The organism is Kitasatospora sp. NPDC048715, from assembly GCF_043198905.1.
GTDB lineage: Bacteria > Actinomycetota > Actinomycetes > Streptomycetales > Streptomycetaceae > Kitasatospora > Kitasatospora lactacystinica.
On sequence record NZ_JBICVH010000018.1, the window covers coordinates 201,375 to 221,117 of the forward strand.

Annotated in this window: 19 protein-coding genes and 1 riboswitch; of the genes, 13 read left to right on the forward strand and 6 right to left on the reverse strand. The window is 74.9% G+C overall.

Features of this window, described 5'->3' with window-relative positions; all coding sequences use genetic code 11:
- The first annotated feature begins 16 nt into the window (after positions 1-16).
- The 4 genes from ACGFSC_RS30980 (at position 17) to ACGFSC_RS30995 (ending at position 4,193) form a co-directional block, all read left to right on the forward strand.
- The gene (locus ACGFSC_RS30980; RefSeq protein ID WP_359896888.1) at positions 17-670 is read left to right on the forward strand and encodes a class I SAM-dependent methyltransferase; all 654 of its coding nucleotides are present in this window, start codon (positions 17-19) and stop codon (positions 668-670) included.
- A gap of 137 nt (positions 671-807) precedes the next feature.
- Positions 808-2,049 (forward strand): hypothetical protein, encoded by a 1,242-nt coding sequence (locus ACGFSC_RS30985; protein ID WP_359896885.1) that lies wholly within the window; start codon positions 808-810, stop codon positions 2,047-2,049.
- A gap of 7 nt (positions 2,050-2,056) precedes the next feature.
- Complete coding sequence (locus ACGFSC_RS30990; protein WP_359896884.1) at positions 2,057-3,100, forward strand: N-acetylmuramoyl-L-alanine amidase; 1,044 nt, start codon at positions 2,057-2,059, stop codon at positions 3,098-3,100.
- A gap of 187 nt (positions 3,101-3,287) precedes the next feature.
- Entirely contained in the window at positions 3,288-4,193 is a 906-nt protein-coding gene (locus ACGFSC_RS30995; RefSeq protein WP_359896883.1) for a hypothetical protein, read from the forward strand.
- A gap of 168 nt (positions 4,194-4,361) precedes the next feature.
- Here ACGFSC_RS30995 and ACGFSC_RS31000 read toward each other — a convergent pair whose 3' ends face one another.
- The 3 genes from ACGFSC_RS31000 to ACGFSC_RS31010 all read right to left on the reverse strand — a co-directional run bounded on the left by ACGFSC_RS31000 (position 4,362) and on the right by ACGFSC_RS31010 (position 7,658).
- The gene (locus ACGFSC_RS31000; protein ID WP_359896881.1) at positions 4,362-5,423 is read right to left on the reverse strand and encodes a prenyltransferase; all 1,062 of its coding nucleotides are present in this window, start codon (positions 5,421-5,423) and stop codon (positions 4,362-4,364) included.
- Positions 5,420-6,163: a methyltransferase domain-containing protein gene (locus tag ACGFSC_RS31005; protein ID WP_359896878.1), complete on the reverse strand. Its 744-nt coding sequence runs from the start codon at positions 6,161-6,163 to the stop codon at positions 5,420-5,422. Before ACGFSC_RS31005 ends, ACGFSC_RS31000 begins: the two co-directional genes overlap by 4 nt.
- 184 nt (positions 6,164-6,347) lie before the next feature.
- Positions 6,348-7,658, reverse strand: a complete 1,311-nt coding sequence (locus ACGFSC_RS31010) for a glycosyltransferase family 4 protein (RefSeq protein ID WP_359896876.1) — start codon at positions 7,656-7,658, stop codon at positions 6,348-6,350.
- 256 nt (positions 7,659-7,914) lie between these two features.
- On the opposite strand from ACGFSC_RS31010, the gene ACGFSC_RS31015 reads away from it, so the two are divergent.
- The 6 genes from ACGFSC_RS31015 (at position 7,915) to ACGFSC_RS31040 (ending at position 14,341) form a co-directional block, all read left to right on the forward strand.
- On the forward strand, positions 7,915-8,511 hold the full coding sequence (locus ACGFSC_RS31015; protein WP_359896874.1) for a TetR family transcriptional regulator: 597 nt from the start codon (positions 7,915-7,917) through the stop codon (positions 8,509-8,511).
- Positions 8,512-8,624: 113 nt separating this feature from the next.
- Positions 8,625-8,709, forward strand: a riboswitch (cobalamin riboswitch).
- Positions 8,710-8,815: 106 nt separating this feature from the next.
- On the forward strand, positions 8,816-10,084 hold the full coding sequence (locus ACGFSC_RS31020; protein WP_392864253.1) for a prenyltransferase/squalene oxidase repeat-containing protein: 1,269 nt from the start codon (positions 8,816-8,818) through the stop codon (positions 10,082-10,084).
- Positions 10,084-10,785 (forward strand): SCO2322 family protein, encoded by a 702-nt coding sequence (locus ACGFSC_RS31025; protein ID WP_359896870.1) that lies wholly within the window; start codon positions 10,084-10,086, stop codon positions 10,783-10,785. Before ACGFSC_RS31020 ends, ACGFSC_RS31025 begins: the two co-directional genes overlap by 1 nt.
- Positions 10,786-10,803: 18 nt before the next feature.
- Positions 10,804-11,910: a CbiQ family ECF transporter T component gene (locus ACGFSC_RS31030; RefSeq protein ID WP_359896869.1), complete on the forward strand. Its 1,107-nt coding sequence runs from the start codon at positions 10,804-10,806 to the stop codon at positions 11,908-11,910.
- On the forward strand, positions 11,907-13,508 hold the full coding sequence (locus ACGFSC_RS31035; RefSeq protein ID WP_359896867.1) for an ATP-binding cassette domain-containing protein: 1,602 nt from the start codon (positions 11,907-11,909) through the stop codon (positions 13,506-13,508). The genes ACGFSC_RS31030 and ACGFSC_RS31035 overlap by 4 nt, the downstream gene beginning before the upstream one ends.
- On the forward strand, positions 13,505-14,341 hold the full coding sequence (locus ACGFSC_RS31040) for an ECF transporter S component (protein WP_359896865.1): 837 nt from the start codon (positions 13,505-13,507) through the stop codon (positions 14,339-14,341). The genes ACGFSC_RS31035 and ACGFSC_RS31040 overlap by 4 nt, the downstream gene beginning before the upstream one ends.
- On the opposite strand, the gene ACGFSC_RS31045 is transcribed toward ACGFSC_RS31040, so the two are convergent.
- The 3 genes from ACGFSC_RS31045 to ACGFSC_RS31055 form a co-directional block, all read right to left on the reverse strand.
- Positions 14,338-15,153: a helix-turn-helix domain-containing protein gene (locus tag ACGFSC_RS31045; protein ID WP_359896863.1), complete on the reverse strand. Its 816-nt coding sequence runs from the start codon at positions 15,151-15,153 to the stop codon at positions 14,338-14,340. The genes ACGFSC_RS31040 and ACGFSC_RS31045 overlap by 4 nt on opposite strands.
- A gap of 232 nt (positions 15,154-15,385) precedes the next feature.
- Entirely contained in the window at positions 15,386-16,474 is a 1,089-nt protein-coding gene (locus ACGFSC_RS31050) for a methyltransferase domain-containing protein (RefSeq protein WP_359896861.1), read from the reverse strand.
- 13 nt (positions 16,475-16,487) lie between these two features.
- Complete coding sequence (locus tag ACGFSC_RS31055) at positions 16,488-16,640, reverse strand: hypothetical protein (RefSeq protein ID WP_359896859.1); 153 nt, start codon at positions 16,638-16,640, stop codon at positions 16,488-16,490.
- Between the two features lie 374 nt (positions 16,641-17,014).
- On the opposite strand from ACGFSC_RS31055, the gene ACGFSC_RS31060 reads away from it, so the two are divergent.
- From ACGFSC_RS31060 to ACGFSC_RS31070, 3 genes are all read left to right on the forward strand, one after another.
- Positions 17,015-18,337, forward strand: coding sequence for a helix-turn-helix transcriptional regulator (locus ACGFSC_RS31060; RefSeq protein WP_359896857.1), 1,323 nt, complete (start codon positions 17,015-17,017; stop codon positions 18,335-18,337).
- Between the two features lie 94 nt (positions 18,338-18,431).
- The gene (locus ACGFSC_RS31065) at positions 18,432-19,082 is read left to right on the forward strand and encodes a M15 family metallopeptidase (RefSeq protein WP_359896855.1); all 651 of its coding nucleotides are present in this window, start codon (positions 18,432-18,434) and stop codon (positions 19,080-19,082) included.
- Positions 19,083-19,177: 95 nt separating this feature from the next.
- Complete coding sequence (locus ACGFSC_RS31070) at positions 19,178-19,591, forward strand: NUDIX hydrolase (protein WP_359896853.1); 414 nt, start codon at positions 19,178-19,180, stop codon at positions 19,589-19,591.
- Positions 19,592-19,743 lie beyond the last annotated feature (152 nt).

The following is a 19,743-nucleotide window of genomic DNA, read 5'->3' on the forward strand; positions in this document are numbered from 1 at the left end:
CCCCGAGGAGCACCGCATGTCCGACCTGCTGCTGAGCGCCGAGCCGGCGCCCGAGGTGCTGGCGGCGTTCGAGGAGGCCACCGGGTTCATGCCGGTGGACGAGGGGCTCGCACTGTACGCGGCGGCGGTGGCGGTGGCACGCGGCACCGGGCTGCCGGTGCTGGAGATCGGCACCTACTGCGGCCGCTCGGCGATCCTGCTCGCGGCGGCGGCGCGGGAGGCCGGGACGGTCGCGCTGACCGTCGACCACCACCGCGGTTCGGAGGAGCAGCAGCCCGGCTGGGAGTACCACGACTCGACGCTGGTCGACCCCGAGGTCGGGCTGATGGACACCCTGCCGAGGTTCCGCCGCACCCTGCACGCCGCCGGGCTGGAGGAGCACGTGGTGGCGCTGGTCGGCCGTTCGCCGCGGATCGCCGCGCTGTGGGGGCGCCCGCTGGGCCTGGTGTTCATCGACGGCGGGCACACCGACGAGCACGCGACCGGCGACTACGAGGGCTGGGTGCCGCACCTGGCGCCGGAGGGCCTGCTGGTGGTGCACGACGTCTTCCCGGATCCGGCGGACGGCGGCCAGGCCCCGTACCGGGTGTACCTGCGGGCGCTGGCCGAGGGCTTCGAGGAGGTCTCGGTGACGGGCTCCCTGCGGGTCCTGCGCCGAGCCGCCCGGTAGCGCGTTCCTTCCCGCGTCCCCGCACCGATGCTCTAACGTCGTGCCGGGGCTGTCGGGCGGGGGTTCGAACGGTACGGTGGCCGCGCAGCACCAGGCAGAGCGCAGATCATCGGCGGACGGTGGGGGCCAGCAGCGACATGACGGACCAGCAGAACAGCGCTCCGGCGGTCTGGGACCCCACCGCGCGCGGCGGTGCCGGCGGCTGGGTGCGCGGCCCGCAGCGCCCGGCCGAAGCCCAGTCCGCCCCCGGGGCTCCCGCCGCCCCCCAGCCTCCCGCGGCCCCGCAGTCCGCGGCTCCGCAGGCCGCCGCCCACCCCGGCCCGACGGCCCCGCCGTCCGTGCCCGGCGCCGTCGGCGACCAGGGCCCGCCGCTGGGCGCCCGCCCGTACCTGGCCGCCTCGCCCGGCTACGATCCGCCGACCGCCCGGCTGTTCCCCGCCGCTCCGCCGCCCCCGGCCGCCCCGCCTCCGGCCTCGCCGTTCCCCTCCCATGCGGGTCCGCAGTCCCACGCCCCGCAGCAGGCACCGCAGCAGGCCGCCGGCTACGACTACCTCCTGCAGCCGCCCGCCGCCCCGCCGCAGTCCCCGTACGGCGCCCAGCCTCCTTACGGCACCCAGCCCGACTATCCGACCGGCCACGGGGACGACGAGGACCGGCCCACCAACCGCAGGACCCCGCTGCTGATCGGCTCGGCGCTGCTGCTGGTGCTGGCGATCGGCGGCGGCCTGCTGTTCGCCCTCCAGGGCGGCGACAAGGACGACCGGGCCGTGCCCGCCCCGGCCTCCGCCCCGGCGACCGGCCCGGACAACCTGCCGCCCGCCCCCGCGCCCACGGGCACGGACGGCGCGCCGAGCGCCGCCGCGAGCGCCTCCGGCTCGCCCGCCGGCACGCCGTCCCCGACCGCGACCGGCCCCGGTCCGGCCGCCGGCACGCAGGCCCAGGCGCTGGACAGTCTGCTCAGCGAGGGCGAGAACGCCAAGGCCCCGATCGGCAGCGCCGTCGCCAAGGTGACCAGCTGCCCGCCGAAGGCCGACATCGAGAGCGCCGCGCAGGACTTCGACAACGGCGCGAGCCAGCGGGCCGCCCTGCTGGCCAAGCTCTCCCAACTGACCGTCACGGACGTGCCGGGCGGCGCGGACGCGGTGAACTCGCTGAAGTCCGCCTGGCAGCTGTCGGCCGACATCGACAAGGCGTACGCGAGCTGGGCGCGCGCCGTCGCCGCCCAGGGCTGCACCGGCAGGGCCCCGGCCACCCCTGACAAGAAGCGCGCGGACGAGCTCAACCCGAAGGCCACCCAGGCGAAGACGGACTTCATGACCAAGTGGAACGTGATCGCGAAGAACTACGGTCTGACTCCGCGCACCCAGGACAGGATCTGACCGACCAGTGACCGGTTCCGCCGCCCGACCACCCCGCCGCTCCGCCCTGCTGCGCGCCACCACGGCCGCGGCCGTGGCCGTTCCGCTCTGCACGGCGGGCTGGTTCGGCTGGCGGGCCCTCGACCACTCCGGCCCGGCGGGCGCCGCGGCGGCCCCGGCCACGTCGTCCCCGGGCTCGGCCCCGGCCGCCGAGCCCCCGGCTCCGACGGCCACGGACCAGCCGGCCACGGACCAGCCGGCCGCCACCGGCACACCCCTCACCCCTCCGGTCGCACCGGCGCCCACCGACAGCGGCCCCACCGGCGGCGCCCCCTCGGCCGGGACCCCGGCCCCGCCCGCCGACACCGCCACCGACCTGGCCGGCCGCACCGTCCTGCTCGACCCCGGCCACAACCCCGGCAACTCCGCCCACACCGCCGAGATCAACCGCCAGGTGGACATCGGCAACACCCGCAAGGAGTGCGACACCACCGGCACCGAGACCAACGCGGGCTACTCCGAGGCCGAGTACACCCTGGACGTCTCCCGCCGGGCCCGCGCCATCCTGACCGCCCGGGGCGCCAAGGTGGTGCTGGCGCAGGACGGCGACCGCCCCTGGGGCCCGTGCATCGACGAACGCGCCCGCGCGGGCGCCGACGCGCACGCCGACGTCGCGCTCTCGGTGCACGGGGACGGCGGCCCGGCGAGCGGCAGCGGATTCCACGTGATCATGCCCGCCAGGGTGGTGGCCGGAAAGGCGGACAACGCGGCCATCGTCGATCCCTCGCACCGGCTCGGCCTCCTGCTGCGCGAGCGGTTCCACGCCGCGACCGGCGAACCGTACGCGGACTACACCGCCAAGGACGGCCTGGACACCCGCTCCGACCTGGGCGGCCTCAACCTCTCCACCGTCCCCAAGGTGTTCATCGAGTGCGGTAACATGCGCAACTCGACGGACGCGAAGCGGATGACGGACCCTCAGTGGCGCCAACAGGCGGCCCAGGGGATCGCCGACGCACTGACCGCGTTCCTGACGACCCAAGAGAAGACCGAAGAGCGACACGGGAGTTGAACCGCACACCCCCGGAGGACGACGCTCCGCCCGGACCGCACGGTTTGCAACGACTTCGCCCCATTCCCGGTCCCGCCGTGCACCGGCAGGACGGATGGGCCTAGGCTTCTGGTCCGTTCGGGAGTTTCGGCCGGTCGGCCCGACCGCACGAACCACCGTCCACGACACGTCAACGAGGGGAACGTTAGTGAATCTGCGCGCTCTCACCAGGGGAGACGCCGCCGTCGCAGGCGCGGCCGTCCTGCTCTTCATCGCCTCCTTCCTGCCCTATCTGGCCGCGGACTGCAGCGGTCGGCTCTGTGCGGACGCCTCAAAGAACGCGTGGAGCACCGATCTGTTCCCCGTCCTGCCCTCGATCTACCTGCTCGGCATCGTCGCCGCCGCGCTGATCCTGGTGCAGCGCTTCCAGGGCCAGGCCGCGGCCAACCGACAGGTCCTCGGCCTGCGACTGGACCAGTGGGGCATCGCCTTCGCGGTCGCCGCGCTGTGGACCTCGGTCTGGTCCCTGGGCGCCAGCCCGTACGGCCCGAACGTCAGCCACGGCTTCGGCGCCTGGCTCGGCTTCATCGCGCTGATCGTGCTCGCCGGCGCGGCCGCCGCGAGCCCCCTGGTGCCCGCGCTGAAGGCCCCGCTGGTCTCCGACCGCCCGGCGGCCGTCCCCGGCCAGTACGGCTACCCGGGCCAGCCCGGTCACCCGGGTGCGCCCGGCCAGCCCGGTCAGTACGGCTACCCGGCCCAGGGCCACGACCCGGCGTTCGGCGGCCAGGGCGGCTACGGCTACCCGGGCGCCGGCCAGCCGCAGCCCGGCCAGCCGGTCCAGCCGCACGACGCCGGCACCCCGGTGCCGCAGCCGGCCCCGGCCGCGCAGCAGCAGGCGGCCGCCCCGGCGGCGGACTTCCAGCCGTTCTGGTTCGCCGTCCCGGCCCCGCGCCAGCTGGCCCCGAAGGACAACCCGGCCGGCGCCCCGGTCGGCGAGGTCGTGCCGGGCACCTGGTACCTGGCCGTCGAGCAGCGCGGCGCCGCGCTGGTCGCGCAGCTGCCGGACGGCAGCCAGGGCGTGCTGGCCGACACCACGGGCATCCAGCGCGGCTGACCGCCCGCGGGCACGTACCGCGAAGGGGCGGGACCGGTTCTCCGGTCCCGCCCCTTCCGCATGAGCGCTCGCCTTCCGTCCGTACGCTCGATCGCCGTACGCGTCCGACTGCCCGCTCGCAGGCCCGGCTGCCCGTACGCGCGTCCGGCTACCGCACGCGCGCCCGGCTCAGCAGCAGTCCTCGACCACCAGCCCGGCCGGCAGCTGCTCCCCGCCGAAGACCGAGACCGTCGCCGGGTCCCCGCCGAGCGCGGCCACCGCGAGCAGCAGCGCCCCGGCCGTCCAGGTGGTGCGCTCCTCCGGCCAGATCGCGTCGTCCTCGAAGACGTACCCGGTCCAGTACGAGCCGTCCTCGTGCCGCAGGTGCTTCTGGATCCAGCGCAGGATGTCCACCGCGCGGTCGGACTGGCCGATCGCCCAGAGCGCGAGCGCCAGCTCGGCGCTCTCCCCGCCGGTCACCCACGGGCGGTCGCTGACGCAGCGCACGCCGAGGCCGGGGACGACGAAGCGCTCCCAGTCCCGCTCGATCCGGGCCACCGCCGCGTCGCCGCGCAGGCCGGTGCCGAGCACCGGGTAGTACCAGTCCATCGAGTAGCGGTCCTTGTCCAGGAACCGCTCGGGGTGGTGGGAGACGGCGTGCCCCAGCCGCCCGGCCGCGAGCTCCCAGTCGGGCTGCGGCTCCTCCAGGTACTCGGCGACGGCCAGGCCGCAGCGCAGCGCGTGGAGGATGCTGGACGAGCCGGTGAGCAGCGCCTCGTCGGTGGCGGTGCCGTCCTCGGAGACCCGCCAGGCGATCGGGCCGCCGGGCAGCCGCAGTCCGACGATGAAGTCCAGGGCGCGCCGGACGACCGGCCAGATCCACTCCAGGAAGGCGTCGTCGCCGGTGCTGAGGTGGTGGTGCCAGACCCCGACCGCGACGTACGCGCAGAAGTTGCTCTCCTTGGCCCGGTCGGTGACCACGCCGTCGGTGTAGGCGGCGAACCAGGAACCGTCCGGGTTCTGGGCGGCGGCGAGCCAGCGGTAGGCGGCCTCGGCGGCGGCGTGCTCGCCGGCCGTGTCGAGGGCCATCGCGGCCTCGGTGTGGTCCCAGGGGTCGAGGTGGTGGCCGGCGAACCACGGTATGGCGCCGTCGGGGCGCTGCTCGGCCAGGATGCTGCGGACGGTGTCGGCGGCCTGCTCGGCGTCGAGCACCCCGTCGAGCAGCAGCACCTCGGGGACGGCGGCGGTCATGCCGTCCTGCCCGGCGCGCGGTTGGGCTTGGAGGCGTACGCGACGAAGCTCTTGCCGATCACCGGGTTGAGCGCCCGCTCGGCGGCCTTGGTGAGGCTGCTGATCACCGGGGTGCCGACGATGTCCCAGACCAGCAGCTGGTGGTACGCCTTCACCGGCAGCGCCTTGTCGTTGTCGACGCCGACCGCGCACTTGATCCACCAGTACGGCGAGTGCAGCGCGTGCGCGTGGTGGGTGCCGTACGGCTCCAGGCCGGCGTCCTTGAGCTTGCCGAGCAGCTCGTCGCCCCGGTAGATCCGGATGTGGCCGCCCTCGTTCGCGTGGTACTCGTCGGACAGGGCCCAGCAGATCTTCTCGGGCAGCCAGCGCGGCACGGTGACGGCGAGCAGGCCGCCCGGCTTGAGGACCCGGAACATCTCGTTGAGCACGCCCTTGTCGTCCGGGATGTGCTCCATCACCTCGGAGATGATGATCTTGTCGAAGGATTCGTCCTCGAACGGCAGCGCCAGCGCGTTGCCCTCCATCGCGACCGCCGACGCCCCCTCGGGGGCCTCACCGGCCTGCTCCATCGCCGCGAACCACTTCCTGACCTCGGCGATCTCCCCGGCGTTCTGGTCGAGGGCGATCACGTTGGCGCCGCGGCGGTAGCACTCGAACGCGTGCCGGCCCCCGCCGCAGCCCAGGTCGAGCACCCGGTCGCCAGGGGCGAGCGGGAAGCGCGAGAAATCGACGGTCAGCACTGCTGGACTCCCATTCCTATTGCTGCCAAGCGTTCTTGACGCCTCGTCAGGCCTTCGTTCAGCACGTCGCACTGCGCCGGGCGGGCCCCGACCCGCCGTCACCGACCCGTCGTCACCGACCCGCCGCCACCGGCCGGGCGGCCGACCGGGACGGCGCCGTCCGCCCGTGCGCGTCGACAGGGCCCTAGGCCACGTACCGCCAGCCCGGCCCCGAGCGGGCCCGGGCGCCGGCGCCGGTGGCGATCGCCGCGCGGTAGGCCTCGGCGGTCAGCTCGGCGGCCCGCTCCCAGGTGAACCGGGCGAGCACCCGCTGCCGTCCGGCCGCGCCGAGTCCGGCCCGCAGCTCGGGGTCGTCCAGCAGCCGGCCGAGCGCGGCGGCCAGCGCGTCCGCCTCCCCCGGCGGCACCGCCAGGCAGGTCTCCCCGTCCGGCCCGGCCACCTCGGGGATCGCCCCGCCGGTGGTGGCGACCAGCGGGGTGCCGGTGGCCATCGCCTCGGCGGCGGGCAGCGAGAAGCCCTCGTACAGGGAGGGGACGCAGGCCACCTCGGCCGAGCGGTAGAGGTCGACCAGCTCGCGGTCGGTCAGTCCGCTGCGGAACTCGATGTGCCCGGCCAGCCCGAAGCGGCGCACCGCCTCGGCCACCGGCCCGTCCTCCTTCTGCGGCTTGCCGACCACCACCAGGTGGGCGTCCCGCTCGGTGCGCACCTTGGCGAGCGCCTCGACCAGGAAGACCAGGCCCTTCAGCGGGACGTCCGCGCTGGAGGTGGTGACGATCCGGCCGGGGACGCGCCCGATCTCCGCCGAGGGCGACCAGAGCCGGGTGTCGGCACCGATCGGCACCACCGAGATCGCGTCCGGCGCGGCGCCCAGGTGCTCGGCGATCTCGCGCTGCGAGGTCCCGGAGACGGTGATCACGTGGTCCAGCCGGGCGGCGACCCGGCGCTGCATCCGGGTGAAGGCGTACCAGCGGCGCAGCGAGAGCCGCTTGCCCCGGGTGGTGGCGGCGTCCAGCTCCAGCTGCCGGTCCACGGTGATCGGGTGGTGGATCGTGGTGACCAGCGGGAAGCCGTGCCGGGCCAGGCCGAGCAGGCCGTAGCCGAGGGTCTGGTTGTCGTGGACCACGTCGTAGCGGCCCTTGTGGGCGGCCAGGTACCGGCGGGCGCGCAGCGAGAAGGTGAGCGGCTCGGGGAAGCCGCCGGTGCGCATGGTGGCGAACTCCAGCACGTCCACCGGGCCGCGGAACTCGCCCCGGGCCGGGGTGCGGAAGGGGTCGTCGGCGCGGTAGAGGTCCAGGCTGGGCAGCTCCACCAGGCGCACCGAGCCGGGGCCGTCGACCTCGTCGAGCACCGGGTAGGGCTGGGCGCCGATCACGTCCACGTGGTGGCCGAGCCGCGCCAGCTCGCGGGAGAGGTGTCGTACGTACACGCCCTGACCCCCGCAGAAGGGGTCACCGCGGTACGACAGCAGGGCAATCCGCAGCGGCTGCGCGGTCATCCTGGGCCCTCTTCTCTAGCTGCTATCGGTGCTGCCGGTCGTGCTTCCGGTCGCTAAAGTAGATCAGGTTTCAATGGCTGGGGAACTCGTCGTCGACCACGTGAACAATGAGAGACCTCGAAGATACCGGCCCGTAGCTTTTCCCCAGGAGCCAGGGCTGGTGATTCCCGCCACGCCGAATCCTGCCGACCATGTGGAGCACGCCGCCACTCTCGCCCGCCCGGGAGCACCCTTGCCGCCACCCCCTCCTTCGACGTTGCCGCCGGTCTCCCCTCCGGGCGAGCCGCCGCTGACCGCGCGCCAGGCCGAACGGCGCCGGCGCATCCTGCGGGCCGCCACCGCACTGGCGGTGCGCGGCGGGTACGAGGCGGTGCAGATGCGGGAGGTCGCGGAGAGCGCGCAGGTCGCCCTCGGCACGCTCTACCGGTACTTCCCGTCCAAGGTGCACCTGCTGGTGGCGGTGATGCTGGAGCAGCTGCAGGGCCTCCACGAGCACATCCGGCGCCACCCGCCGACCGACCTCGAACCGGCGCTGCGGGTCGCCGACACCCTCACCCGGGCCTTCCACGCGCTGCAGCGCGAGCCGCTGCTGGCCGAGGCCATGGTCCGGGCGCTGTCCTTCGCGGACCGCTCGGTCGGGGCCGAGGTGGACCAGGTCAGCGTGGCCACCGGACAGCTCATCCTGGACGCGATCGGCCAGTCCGGACCGCCCACCGGGAGCCAGCGCGCGGCGGTGCGGGTGATCGAGCACACCTGGCACTCGGCACTGGTCGCCTGGCTCTCCGGCCGCGCCTCGATCGCCGAGGTACGGGCCGACCTGCACACCGCGGCCCGGCTGCTCACCCTGCCGTGAACCGTCCTCCTCCCGCCGCCGACTGGAACCTGTTCCTGCCCGCCCCGGGCCGCTCGTCGTGCTGCGGCGGCTAGAGTCGACAGTCGGCACAACTCCATCCCGCTCCTCCCCCGGGGAAAGCCGGTGCGAATCCGGCGCTGACCCCGCAGCCGTGAGACCGGTGCCCGCCCTCGGCCGCCCGGACGAGTCGGAGCACCCGGGGAGGGGCGAGCGGCCCGTCCGGACGCACGCGCCCGGCACCGTCGAGGACTACGGAACGGCCCCGCCCGGGCCACCACCGCTCACCGAAAGGCACACCCGCACCATGCTGACCGCCGCCCGCCTGGGCGCCGCCGCCCTGTCCGCCGCGCTGCTCACCGGCATCGCCGCCGGCCCGGCCCTCGCCGACAGCCCCGCGCCGACCCCCGCCGCCCTCCCCGACGGGCTGTACGGCAAGGGCGACCCGACGTACGACGGCGTCTGGCGACAGTCGCTCGCGCTCACCGCGCTGGCGGCGGCCAAGGTCACCCCGGCCGACTCGGCCGTCGGCTGGCTCACCGGGCAGCAGTGCGAGGACGGCGGCTGGCCGTCGTACCGGGCCGCCGGCGCGGCCTGCGACCCCAAGACCGAGGACAGCAACGCCACCGCCGTCGCCGTCCAGGCCCTGGCCGCCCTCGGCGGGCACCAGGAAGCCGTCGACAAGGGCGTCGGCTGGCTCAAGGCCAACCAGAACGCCGACGGCAGCTGGGCCTACAACCCGGGCAGCCCCGGCGACGCCGACTCCACCGGCCTCGCCGTCAACGCGCTGTTCGCCGCCAAGACCGACCCGGCCGGCGTCGCCAAGGCCGGCCGGTCCGCCTTCGACGGGCTCGCCCTCTTCCAGCTCGGCTGCGCCGCCCCCGCCGACCAGCGCGGCGCCTTCGCCTACCAGTTCGACCCGGCCGTCGGCGCCCTCACCCCGAACGCCCTGGCCAGCGCCCAGGCCGCGCTCGCCGCGAGCGGCGGCCACCTGCCGGTCGCCGGCTCGGTGCACGCCGACGCCGCGCCCAAGGCCCTGGCGTGCGCCTCCGACGCCCCGGCCGCCCAGGGCTCCTCGGCCTTCTCGGCCCCGGTTACGCACGCGGAGTCCGGCGAGGCCGTCGGCGCCTACCTGACCGCCCAGCTCGCGGCCGGCGGCGACCACCTCACCCTCACCACCCCGGGCGCCGCCCCCACCCCCGACTACACCGCCACCGCCTGGGCCGCCCTCGCCCTCAGCCAGAGCGGCCACCCCCAGCAGGCCGCCGGCGCCGTCGACTGGCTCACCAAGGAGGGCGCCACCTGGACCAAGGGCGGCACCGACGCCGGCGCCACCGCCACCCTCCTGCTGGTCGCCCAGGCCGCCCACCGCGACACCGCCGCCCTGACCGGCCAGCTCACCGCCCTCGGCCCGGCGCCCAAGGCCGCCGAAGCCGCCGCCTCGGCGACGGAGGCCCCGAAGGAGAAGAAGGACGGCGGCATCGGCCAGTACTGGCTCATCGGCGTCGGCCTCCTCGTCGGCATCGGCGGCGGCCTCGTGCTCAGCCTCCAGCGCAAGCGCAACCCCCACCTCTGATGCGCCCCGCACCCCGCCCCGCCCCGGCGGGCGCCGACGTCCGCACCCGCCGGGCCGTCGCCGCGCTGCTGCTGCCCCTCCTCGGGGCGGTGCTGGTGCTCGCCTCCGCCGCTCCCGCGCAGGCCGCCGGCTACCGCTACTGGTCGTTCTGGCGCGGCGCCGAGGGCGGAGCCTGGACGTACCAGCAGCAGGGGCCCGCCGTCGCGGTGCCGCCGGACGGCTCGGTGGACGGGTGGCGGTACGCGCTGAGCCCGGACGGCGGGCAGGACGCCGCGAAGCCCCGGACCGCCGGGAGCTTCACGGAGATCTGCGCGGACACACCCGCCCAGGAGGGCCGCAAGCGGGTGGCCGTCGTGCTGGACTTCGGGACCGCCGAGGACGCCGGCTCGCCCGCCGCCCCGGTGCCCGGGCAGCGGACCGCCTGCGCCGCCGTCGCGCCCCGCGCCACCTCGGCCGAGGTGCTGGCCGCCGTCGCCCCGCCGCTGCGCTACGACACCAACGGGCTGCTGTGCGCCATCGCCGGGTACCCGCAAGCGGGTTGCGGCGACCGGATCGGCGCGGCGGGCGCGGCCCGGACCGCCGACCAGGGCGGCGGCAGCAGCGGCAGCGGCCCCGACATCGGCCTGATCGCCGGTGGCGCGCTGCTCGCCGTCCTCGCCGGCGGTGCCGTCCGGCAGGCGCGCCGCCGCCGTCACTCCTAGTCCCCCCCAGGAAACACCGTGAGCAGCACCGCCCGTAGCACCCGGCCGCCCACCGGCCCCCGTCAACTGCACCCCGGGGCCTGGTGGTTGTGGGCGCTCGGGCTGGGCGCGGCGGCCACCCGCACCACCAACCCGGCGATCCTGCTGCTGCTCGCCGCCGTCGCCGGGTACGTGGTCGCGGCCCGGCGCGGCGATGCGCCCTGGTCGCGCTCGTACGGGGCGTTCCTGCGGCTGGGCCTGCTGGTGCTCGGCATCCGGCTGGTGTTCGCCGTGTTCCTCGGCTCGCCGGTCGCCGGCACCCACGTGCTGTTCACCCTGCCCGAACTCCCGCTGCCCGTCTGGGCGCAGGGCGTGCGGATCGGCGGCCGGGTCACCGCCGAGGGGCTGCTCGCCGCACTGTACGACGGGCTGCGGCTGGCCACCCTGCTGATCTGCGTCGGCGCCGCCAACTCCCTGGCCAGCCCGGCCCGCCTGTTGCGCACCCTGCCCGGCGCGCTCTACGAGGCGGGCGTCGCCGTCGTCGTGGCGATGACCTTCGCACCCAACCTGGTCGCGGACGTCCGCCGGCTGCGTGCCGCACGGCGCCTGCGCGGCCGCACCGACAAGGGCGTCGCCGCCGTGCTGAGCGTCGGAATCCCGGTGCTGGAGGGCGCGTTGGAGCGGTCCATCGCGCTGGCCGCCGCGATGGACACCCGGGGCTTCGGCCGCACCGCCGACGTCCCGCGCCGGCTCGCCCGGGCGACGGCCGCGCTCACCCTGGCCGGGCTGCTCGGGGTCTGCCTGGCCGCGTACGGGCTGCTGACGGCCGGCGGCGCGGGCTGGGCGCCGCCCGTCCTGCTGCTCGGCCTGGCCGCCGCCTTCGCCGGGCTGCTGCTCGGCGGCCGACGCTCCGTCAGAAGCCGCTACCGGCCGGACCCGTGGGCCCTTCCGGAATGGCTGACCGCCGGTTCCGGGGCGGCCGTGGCGGCCCTCACCGTCTACCTGGCCGCGCGGGACCCGGCCGCCTTCGCCCCCACCGTCGTCCCGCCGACCGTCCCCGCGCTGCCCCTGACCGCCGTGCTGACCGTCCTGCTCGGCCTGGTGCCGGCGTTCGCCGCCCCGACCCCGCCCCGGAGGGCATCGTGATCACCTTCGAGCAGGTCTCCGTCCGGTACGCGGACTCCGCGGCGCCCGCGCTCAGCGGCGTCGACCTCACCGTCCCCGAGGGCGAACTCTGCCTGCTGGTGGGCCCGTCCGGCTCCGGCAAGTCCACCCTGCTGGGGACGGTCAGCGGCCTGGTGCCGCACTTCACCGGCGGGGTGCTGCACGGCCGGGTCACCGTCGGCGGCCGGGACACCCGCGAGCACCGGCCGCGCGAACTCGCCGACCTGGTCGGCACCGTGGGGCAGGACCCACTGGCACACTTCGTCACCGACACGGTGGAGGACGAACTCGCCTACGGCATGGAGTCCCTGGGCCTGCCGGGCGACGTGATGCGCCGCCGGGTCGAGGAGACCCTCGACCTGCTCGGCCTCGCCGACCTGCGCGACCGCTCGCTGACCACCCTCTCCGGCGGCCAGCAGCAGCGCGTCGCGATCGGCTCGGTGCTCACCGTGCACCCCCGCGTACTGATCCTGGACGAACCCACCTCGGCACTCGACCCGGGCGCGGCCGAGGAGGTGCTGTCCGTCCTCCAGCGGCTGGTGCACGACCTCGGCACCACCGTGCTGATGGCCGAGCACCGGCTGGAACGCGTCGTCCAGTACGCCGACCAGGTGCTGCTGCTCACCCCCGGCGCCCCGCCCGTCCTCGGCGGGCCCGCCGAGGTGATGGCGCACTCCCCGGTGCACCCGCCGGTGGTCGGCCTCGGCCGGCTCGCGGGCTGGCGGCCGCTGCCGCTCTCGGTCCGCGACGCGCGCCGCAAGGCCGCCCCGCTGCGCGCCGAACTGGACGGCCGGACACCCGCCGCTGCCGGTTCTTCGTCCGGCACCCCCATCGCCGTTGCCGACCGCCTCGCCGTCCGGCGCGGGCCGGTCCCCGCCCTGCGCGGCGTGGACCTCGCGCTCCGCCCCGGCGAGATCACCGCCCTGATGGGCCGCAACGGCGCCGGCAAGTCCACCCTGCTCGGCAGCCTGGTCGGCCTGCACGCCCCGGCCTCCGGCAGCGTCAGGGTCGGCGGCCGCACCCCGCACCGCACCCGCCCCGCCGAACTGATCCGCGAGGTCGGCCTCGTCCCGCAGGAACCGCGCGACCTGCTGTACGGCGAGTCGGTCGCCGCCGAGTGCGCCGCGGCCGACACCGACGCGGGCGCCGCCGCCGGCACCTGCCGCGCCCTGGTGGAACGCCTGCTGCCCGGCATCGCCGACGACGCCCACCCGCGCGACCTCTCCGAGGGCCAGCGGCTCACCCTCGCCCTCGCCGTCGTGCTCACCGCCCGGCCCCCGCTGCTGCTCCTGGACGAGCCGACCCGCGGCCTCGACTACGCCGCCAAGGCCCGGCTGGTGGAGATCCTGCGCGCCCTCGCCGCCGAGGACCACGCCGTACTCCTCGCCACCCACGACGTCGAACTGGCCGCCGAACTCGCCCACCGCACGGTGATCCTGGCCGAGGGCGAGATCGTCGCGGACGGGCCGACCGCGGAGGTGGTGGTCTCCTCCCCGGCCTTCGCCCCGCAGGTCGCCAAGGTGCTGGCGCCCGGGCCGTGGCTCACCGTCGGGCAGGTCGCGGAGGCGCTGGGCGCATGAGCACTCGTCCCGTCCCCCTGGGGCGCCGGTCCGTCACCGCGCTGCTCCTCGTCACGGCCGTCGGCGTGACCGCCTTCGGCTGGCCGCTGCTCGCCTCCACCAAGTCGGCGCTGGTCGGCCACTCCGCGGACGCGCCGTGGCTGTTCGCCCTGCTGCTGCCGCTGCTGCTCGCCGTCGTCATCGCCCAGATCTCCGAAGGCCGCTCGGCGGGCGGCGGGGCGCCCGGGCTGGACGCCAAGTCCGTCGCCCTGCTGGGCGTCCTGGCCGCGGCGGGCGCGGCACTGCGGCCGCTCGGCGCGGGCACGGCGGGGCTGGAGCCGATGTTCTTCCTGATGGTGCTCTCCGGGCGGGTGCTCGGACCGGGCTTCGGGTTCGTGCTCGGCTCACTGTCGATGTTCGCCTCCGCGCTGCTGACGGGCGGGGTGGGGCCGTGGCTGCCGTTCCAGATGCTGGCGATGGGGTGGGTGTGCCTGGGCGCGGGGCTGCTGCCGGGCCCCGCCTCCTTGCGCGGCCGCCGCGAGCTCTGGCTGCTCGCGGGGTACGGCGCCGCCGCGTCCCTGCTGTACGGCACGATCATGAACCTCCAGGGCTGGCCGTACATCGGCGGCCTGGCCGGCTCCATCTCCTTCCACCCCGGCGACCCGCTGCCCGCCAACCTGGTCCGCTTCGCCGCCTACTGCCTCACCACGTCCCTGGGTTGGGACCTCCCCCGGGCCGCCCTGACCGTCGTTCTCTGCCTCACCCTCGGCACCCCAGTCCTGCGCGCCCTGCGCCGCACGACCCGCCGCGCCGCCTTCGACGCTCCGGTCACCTTCCGGCCGCCGGAGCGCTAACGGCACGCCCCGCACACCTGCCCGGGCCCGGCCACGGGCCGCCCGCACAGCCCGCCGCGCCCGGGGCACTCGTGCCTGCGGGGCCCGTCGTCCGCCCTGCGGGGCCCGTCGCCCGCCCGTCGGGGTGCCGGAACGGCCGGCAGCCCGGCGATCCGCGCCGCCACGATCGCCCCGACACTGCGGGTGACCTTGTCCGGCAGGGGCGCCGACAGGATCCCGGCGAGCGCCTCACCGCTCCACCCGCCCGCCAGCAACCCCTCCACCCGCGCGGCCTGGTCGCTGAGCGGCTTCCCCGCCAGGGCCATCCGGGGCTCCCTGCGCCCGAGTTCGAGCAGCAGTGCCATCCCGGCCGTCAACTTCTCGGAGGGACGGACGGAAGGTTGTTCCGCTTCCTTCTTCCTCGATTCCTTGGAAGGGCTTCCCGCCGTCCCGGCGACTGGATGGCCCGGAGCTGGGACACCGGCGGCCGGGGGCACGGGAAGCGGCGGCACCGTGTGCACCGCCTTGCCCGTCACCGGCACCTCATGAAAGGAAACGACCGTCCGCACCTGCCCGGTCAGCGGATCGCGCTGGGTCCGCCGCACGTAGTGCCCGGCCGCCTCCAGCTCCCTGAGCGCCCGCGCGACGGTCGTCCGCCCTTCCACGCTCTTCGCGGCGAGGGTCCGCACGTCCTCGCGCGCCCCGTCCGACAGGCTGAGCAGGTAGCTCAGCAGCCCGCGCGCGGCCCAACTCAGCGAGTGCTTGCGGACGACGTGACCGTTGTCCAGGATCGTGTACCCGGGGGCATGCCGAGGGATACGATGGATCTGCATCTGGAGGTCTCTTCTCCTGGTGTCGGACCCCGGGGTGTTGGCGCACCGCCGGGGTAACTCTTTTGCTCACGCACCGAGTGCCCCTCCGAGCACCCGGCACCGCAATCTTCACCGTAATTCCGTAACGCCCCGTCAAACTCCTTTCCTCATCACCCGTTCGGGCGGCGCGAGCGCGCACAACCCAGCGCGTCCCGAGCTCGCGAGCCCGGGACGCGATCCTCACTGCCTCGCATCAACCGACCACGTGGCCCGGCTCGTCCAGCCACACCCGGTGCTCGCCCTCGACCGTGACGGTCAGACCGAACCGGTCGAGGCCCGGCTCGCCCTGGTCCTGCCACCGGGCGTGGGCGGCGGTCACCTCGTCCCACAGGTTGCGGGGGCCGGACTGCGCGACGGCGTGCCTGCCGTCCCAGTCGGCCAGGCGGCAGTGGGCGTACGAGACCCCGTCCCACACCTCCAACCGGCCGGTACCGAGCCGGTCGTAGCCCGCCGACACCTCCTGCCGGAACAGCCCCGGCAACCGCAGCCCGATCGCGAAGGCGGCGTCGGTGTCCTCCGCCACGACAGCGGGGTCGAGTTCGGACGGGCCGTGCCGGACGTCCTCGATCTCGAACTCGCCGCTCCCGGGGCGCTGGCCCCGCACCCACATGAAGGCGACGTCCTCGACGAACGGCCCGCTCGCGGAACGGCCGTCGTCGGCGACGGTGAGCTTCAGCAGCCCGCCGTTGCAGAACGCCGTGCCGTACGGGACGACGATCACGCCCCCGGGAACCGTCTGCTCGATCAACGCACCGGGGACACGCTGCACGGCGGCGGTGACATGAACCCGGTCGTACGGCGCGGCCGCCGGATGGCCGAGCATGCCATCGCCGACCACGGCCCTGACCGGCAGGCGGTTCGCCGCCAGACGGCGCCGTGCGGCACCGGACAGTTCAGGGTCCAGCTCGACGGTGGTGACGTTCTCCACCCCGAGCCGGCGGGCCAGCAGCGCCGCCGTCCAGCCCGTACCGGTACCGATGTCCATCACCCGCATACTGTCGGAGACTTGCAGGTGCCGGAGCATCTGGGCCACGACGGTGGGCATCGAGCTGGACGAGGACGGCGTGCGACCGTCCTCGTCCAGCCGGGTCACCAGCGGGATGTCGGAGCCGACCAGCTCGCCCCACTCGACCGGGCGTTCATTGCGGTCGATCCACTCACCCCCGTGGCGGATCCGGTCCGGAACGAACAGTCGGCGGGGCACGCCTCGGAACACCGGCTCCCAGTCGGCCGACAGCGCCCCGGACTCCCGGAGCGCATCGCTGAGCACGTTCCACTTCACTCGGCCGCCCCCCTCAAGGCTTCGACGGCTTGGGCAGGTTGGTGGGCGGGGCGTCCCGCTTGCCGTCCTGCGACGCCGTGTCCGGCTTCCCGGAGTGGCTGCCGCCCTTGCCTCCGCCCGCCGCACCTGGCCCGTCGCTGCCGGACCCTCCACCGTGCTTGCCCATGTTCTGCTCCTCTCGACGTGCTGGAAATCGTGATCGCCGGCCTACCGGTCCGGCGGGCGGGGGGTGCGCGGGCCCACCGGCCTCGGCGGGGGCGGTTTCGGCTCCTGGCAAGGCATCGCAGTACTCCTTTCGGGGCGAGAGGCGGACGAGTTGGGCCGCCGGGCAGGCGGCCGGAAGGACCTGGCGGCCGAAGCCCGATGACCGCAGCGCGACGTTTCACGGACAGACGCTTCCGCTTGTGCCGGAACTCTGTCGGCGTGAATCGAGTACAGCCCAAGTCGCGGCCGTCGACCAGGCATTGTCCGTAGTCCCGGGGTTGTCCCGCCGTCGCCGGCAGTAAGCTCTCGGTCACTGTCGATGATGGGATTGGCCCCGTGGACGACCCGATCCGGCACCCCCTCGCCTACGCACGTGAGCTGCACGGCTGGTCGCAGAGCGACCTCGTCGCGGAGCTGAACAAGGCCGCTCGCCGGCACGGACTCCTCTCCGGTGCCGACAAGACGGCCATCAGTCGGTGGGAGCACTGGCGCAAGACGCCGAACACCGACTCCCAACTCCTCATCGCCGAGGCCTTCGACGTCCCGCTTTCGGACCTGGAGGCGTTCGGCTGGCCCTACTGGCTACCCGGACGCGACGAACCGCTGCCACTGGGAGCCGCTCACACCGTTCACGCACTCCACGACGCACAGAGGGCCGCCATGGACCGCCGAACCTTCATGACCTTCAGCGCGATCTCGCTGGGCGGCCTGGCCGCCCAGTGGGCCGCCGCCGAGCCCGCCGAGCCCGAACGCCTCGCCTCGGCCCTGAGCGGCAAGCGAGTGGACGGCGCACTCGTGGACTGGCTGGAGGGCACGGGCAGGACGCTGACGGCCATGCCCACCGAACAGCGTCAGCACACCGCCCGGCTGGTGGACGCCCACCTGACCACCGTCACGGACCTGATCAAGGAGGGCCATTACGGCGAGAGGACGGGCCGCCGCCTCCACCGCCTGGCCGCCTCACTCGCCACCACCAGCGGCTGGCACCGCTTCGACCGAGGCCGGCACTGGGCGGCCGGGAAGCTCTGGGAAGCCGCTCTCCAATCCGCGAACGCCGCCGGCGACCGTGACCACGGCGCCGGAGTGCTGTCCGACTTCGCCTACCAGGCCAACTGGCTCGGCGAGGCGAAGGTCTCCGTCGACCAGCTCGGACACGCCCTGTCCGGCGTCTCGCACCCCACCGCCCGATCCCTGCTCCTCCTCCGCCGCGCCAGGGCCCATGCGGCACTCGGCGACCGCTCCGCCTGCTACCAGGACCTCTCCGACGCCGAATCCGCCCTCGCCGTCGACGTCACCGACCCCGCTCCCGGGTGGTGCGCCTGGATGAGCCCCGCCGACCTGGCCGTGGACTCCGGCCAGTGCCTCCTCGACCTGGACCGGTCGAGCGAGGCCCATGCCCTCATCGCAGAGGGGATGGCACTGCTGCCCCGCGCCAGGGACAAGACACGCGGCATCTTCCTGACATACCAGGCCCGGAGCCACCTGAAGGCCAAGGACATCGAGCAGGCGCTGTCCGTCACCACCAAGTCCCTCGACCTGGCCACCCGCATCGGCGCGCCCCGCTGCGCCGCCCTGGTCCGCGAACTCGCGCCGGCCTTCAAGCCCTACCGCCGGGTCGACGGCGTCCCGGAGTTCCTGGACCGCCTGCGGGCCACATGAACCGATGCGGCGGCACGGCTCGCGATGCCAGACTGGAGGGGCTTGATCGTCCTGATCGGCCGCACAGCCCCGACTTCCTTCGCCAGGAGGCGTGTTGAACGAGATCATCCTCATGTCCGACCCGAAGGTCGCCGCAGTCCCCGTCCAGGACTGCGGCGAGCGACTGTCGGATGTACGGAGCAGCGGCGGGCTGCCGGTGGACGAGCGCAAGCAGGACGGCACCGGGGCCTTCGCGCAGTTGCGGGCGGGCGTGCTCGACCGCCTGCTCGACGCCCAGGAATCCCTGCCGGACGACCTGCGGCTGCTGTTCGTCGAGGGCTACCGGCCACCGGCTCTCCAGAGCCGCTACTTCGACGAGTACGCCGCCGAGTTGCGGGCCGCGAACCCCGACTGGCCGGACGACCTGATCAGGTCGGCGACGAGCCGCTACGTCTCGCCGCCGGAGATCGCGCCGCACAGTGCCGGGGCCGCCGTCGACCTCACCCTCGTCGACGCCGACGGCCGTGCACTCGACCTCGGCACCAGGGTCAACGCCAGCCCGGAGGAGAGCGCCGGGGCCTGCTACACCGACGCGGACGGCATCGGCGCCGAGGCCCGCGCCAACCGGCAACTCCTCTGCGACGTCCTGACCGGCGCCGGGCTCGTCAACTACCCCACCGAGTGGTGGCACTGGTCGTACGGGGACCGCTACTGGGCGCTGGCCACCGGCGCACCGGCCGCGCTCTACGGGCCGGCGCACGGGTAGCCGACACGACACGCGGCCCGTGGAGCCTGCCGAGCGGACCTGCGGCCCCGGGCCAGGATGGCGTCGACACCGGCGCAGACCCGAGGAGCAGAGCGATGACCGAGCAGACCCCCGAGCAACTCCCCGCCGTCGCCGTCGCGATCGTCGTCAAGGACAGCCGGGTACTGATGGTGCGGCGGCGGGTCGCCGAGGGCGAGCTGTCCTGGCAGTTCCCGGCCGGGGAGGTCGAGCCGAACGAGTCCCCCGAGGCGGCGGCGGTCCGCGAGACCGCCGAGGAGACCGGCCTCCATGTCGCCGCCGCCCGGCTGCTCGGCGAGCGGGTGCACCCGCAGAACGGGCGGCGGATGGCGTACACGGCCTGCGAGGTGGTCGGCGGCACCGCCACCGTGGTGGACTCCGACGAGCTGGACCGGGTGGTCTGGGCGTCCCGCGCCGAGCTGGCCGAGTACGTGCCGTTCCCGCTGTTCCCACCGGTGCGGGAGTACCTGGACGGCACGCTCGCCGGGTAGGCGCGGAACGGCGGACGAACCCGCGCGAGAAGTCGGCCCGTCCGACTTCCCATGCACGAGCACCACCACCAGTGTCCGGAACTCATCCCCGCCGTAGGGGCGTTCGGACGTTCGGACGGGAGACCGCTCGTCCCCGCCCCGGAAGGAAACGC

What these genes read in the sequence shown, in the direction of transcription:
- ACGFSC_RS30980 (WP_359896888.1), top strand. Translation starts at nt 17, where the DNA reads ATGTCCGACCTGCTGCTGAGCGCCGAGCCGGCGCCCGAGGTGCTGGCG.
- ACGFSC_RS30985 (WP_359896885.1), top strand. Translation starts at nt 808, where the DNA reads ATGACGGACCAGCAGAACAGCGCTCCGGCGGTCTGGGACCCCACCGCG.
- ACGFSC_RS31000 (WP_359896881.1), bottom strand. Translation starts at nt 5,423, where the DNA reads ATGACCGCCGCCGTCCCCGAGGTGCTGCTGCTCGACGGGGTGCTCGAC.
- ACGFSC_RS31010 (WP_359896876.1), bottom strand. Translation starts at nt 7,658, where the DNA reads ATGACCGCGCAGCCGCTGCGGATTGCCCTGCTGTCGTACCGCGGTGAC.
- ACGFSC_RS31020 (WP_392864253.1), top strand. Translation starts at nt 8,816, where the DNA reads ATGCTGACCGCCGCCCGCCTGGGCGCCGCCGCCCTGTCCGCCGCGCTG.
- ACGFSC_RS31025 (WP_359896870.1), top strand. Translation starts at nt 10,084, where the DNA reads ATGCGCCCCGCACCCCGCCCCGCCCCGGCGGGCGCCGACGTCCGCACC.
- ACGFSC_RS31040 (WP_359896865.1), top strand. Translation starts at nt 13,505, where the DNA reads ATGAGCACTCGTCCCGTCCCCCTGGGGCGCCGGTCCGTCACCGCGCTG.
- ACGFSC_RS31045 (WP_359896863.1), bottom strand. Translation starts at nt 15,153, where the DNA reads ATGCAGATCCATCGTATCCCTCGGCATGCCCCCGGGTACACGATCCTG.
- ACGFSC_RS31055 (WP_359896859.1), bottom strand. Translation starts at nt 16,640, where the DNA reads ATGGGCAAGCACGGTGGAGGGTCCGGCAGCGACGGGCCAGGTGCGGCG.
- ACGFSC_RS31070 (WP_359896853.1), top strand. Translation starts at nt 19,178, where the DNA reads ATGACCGAGCAGACCCCCGAGCAACTCCCCGCCGTCGCCGTCGCGATC.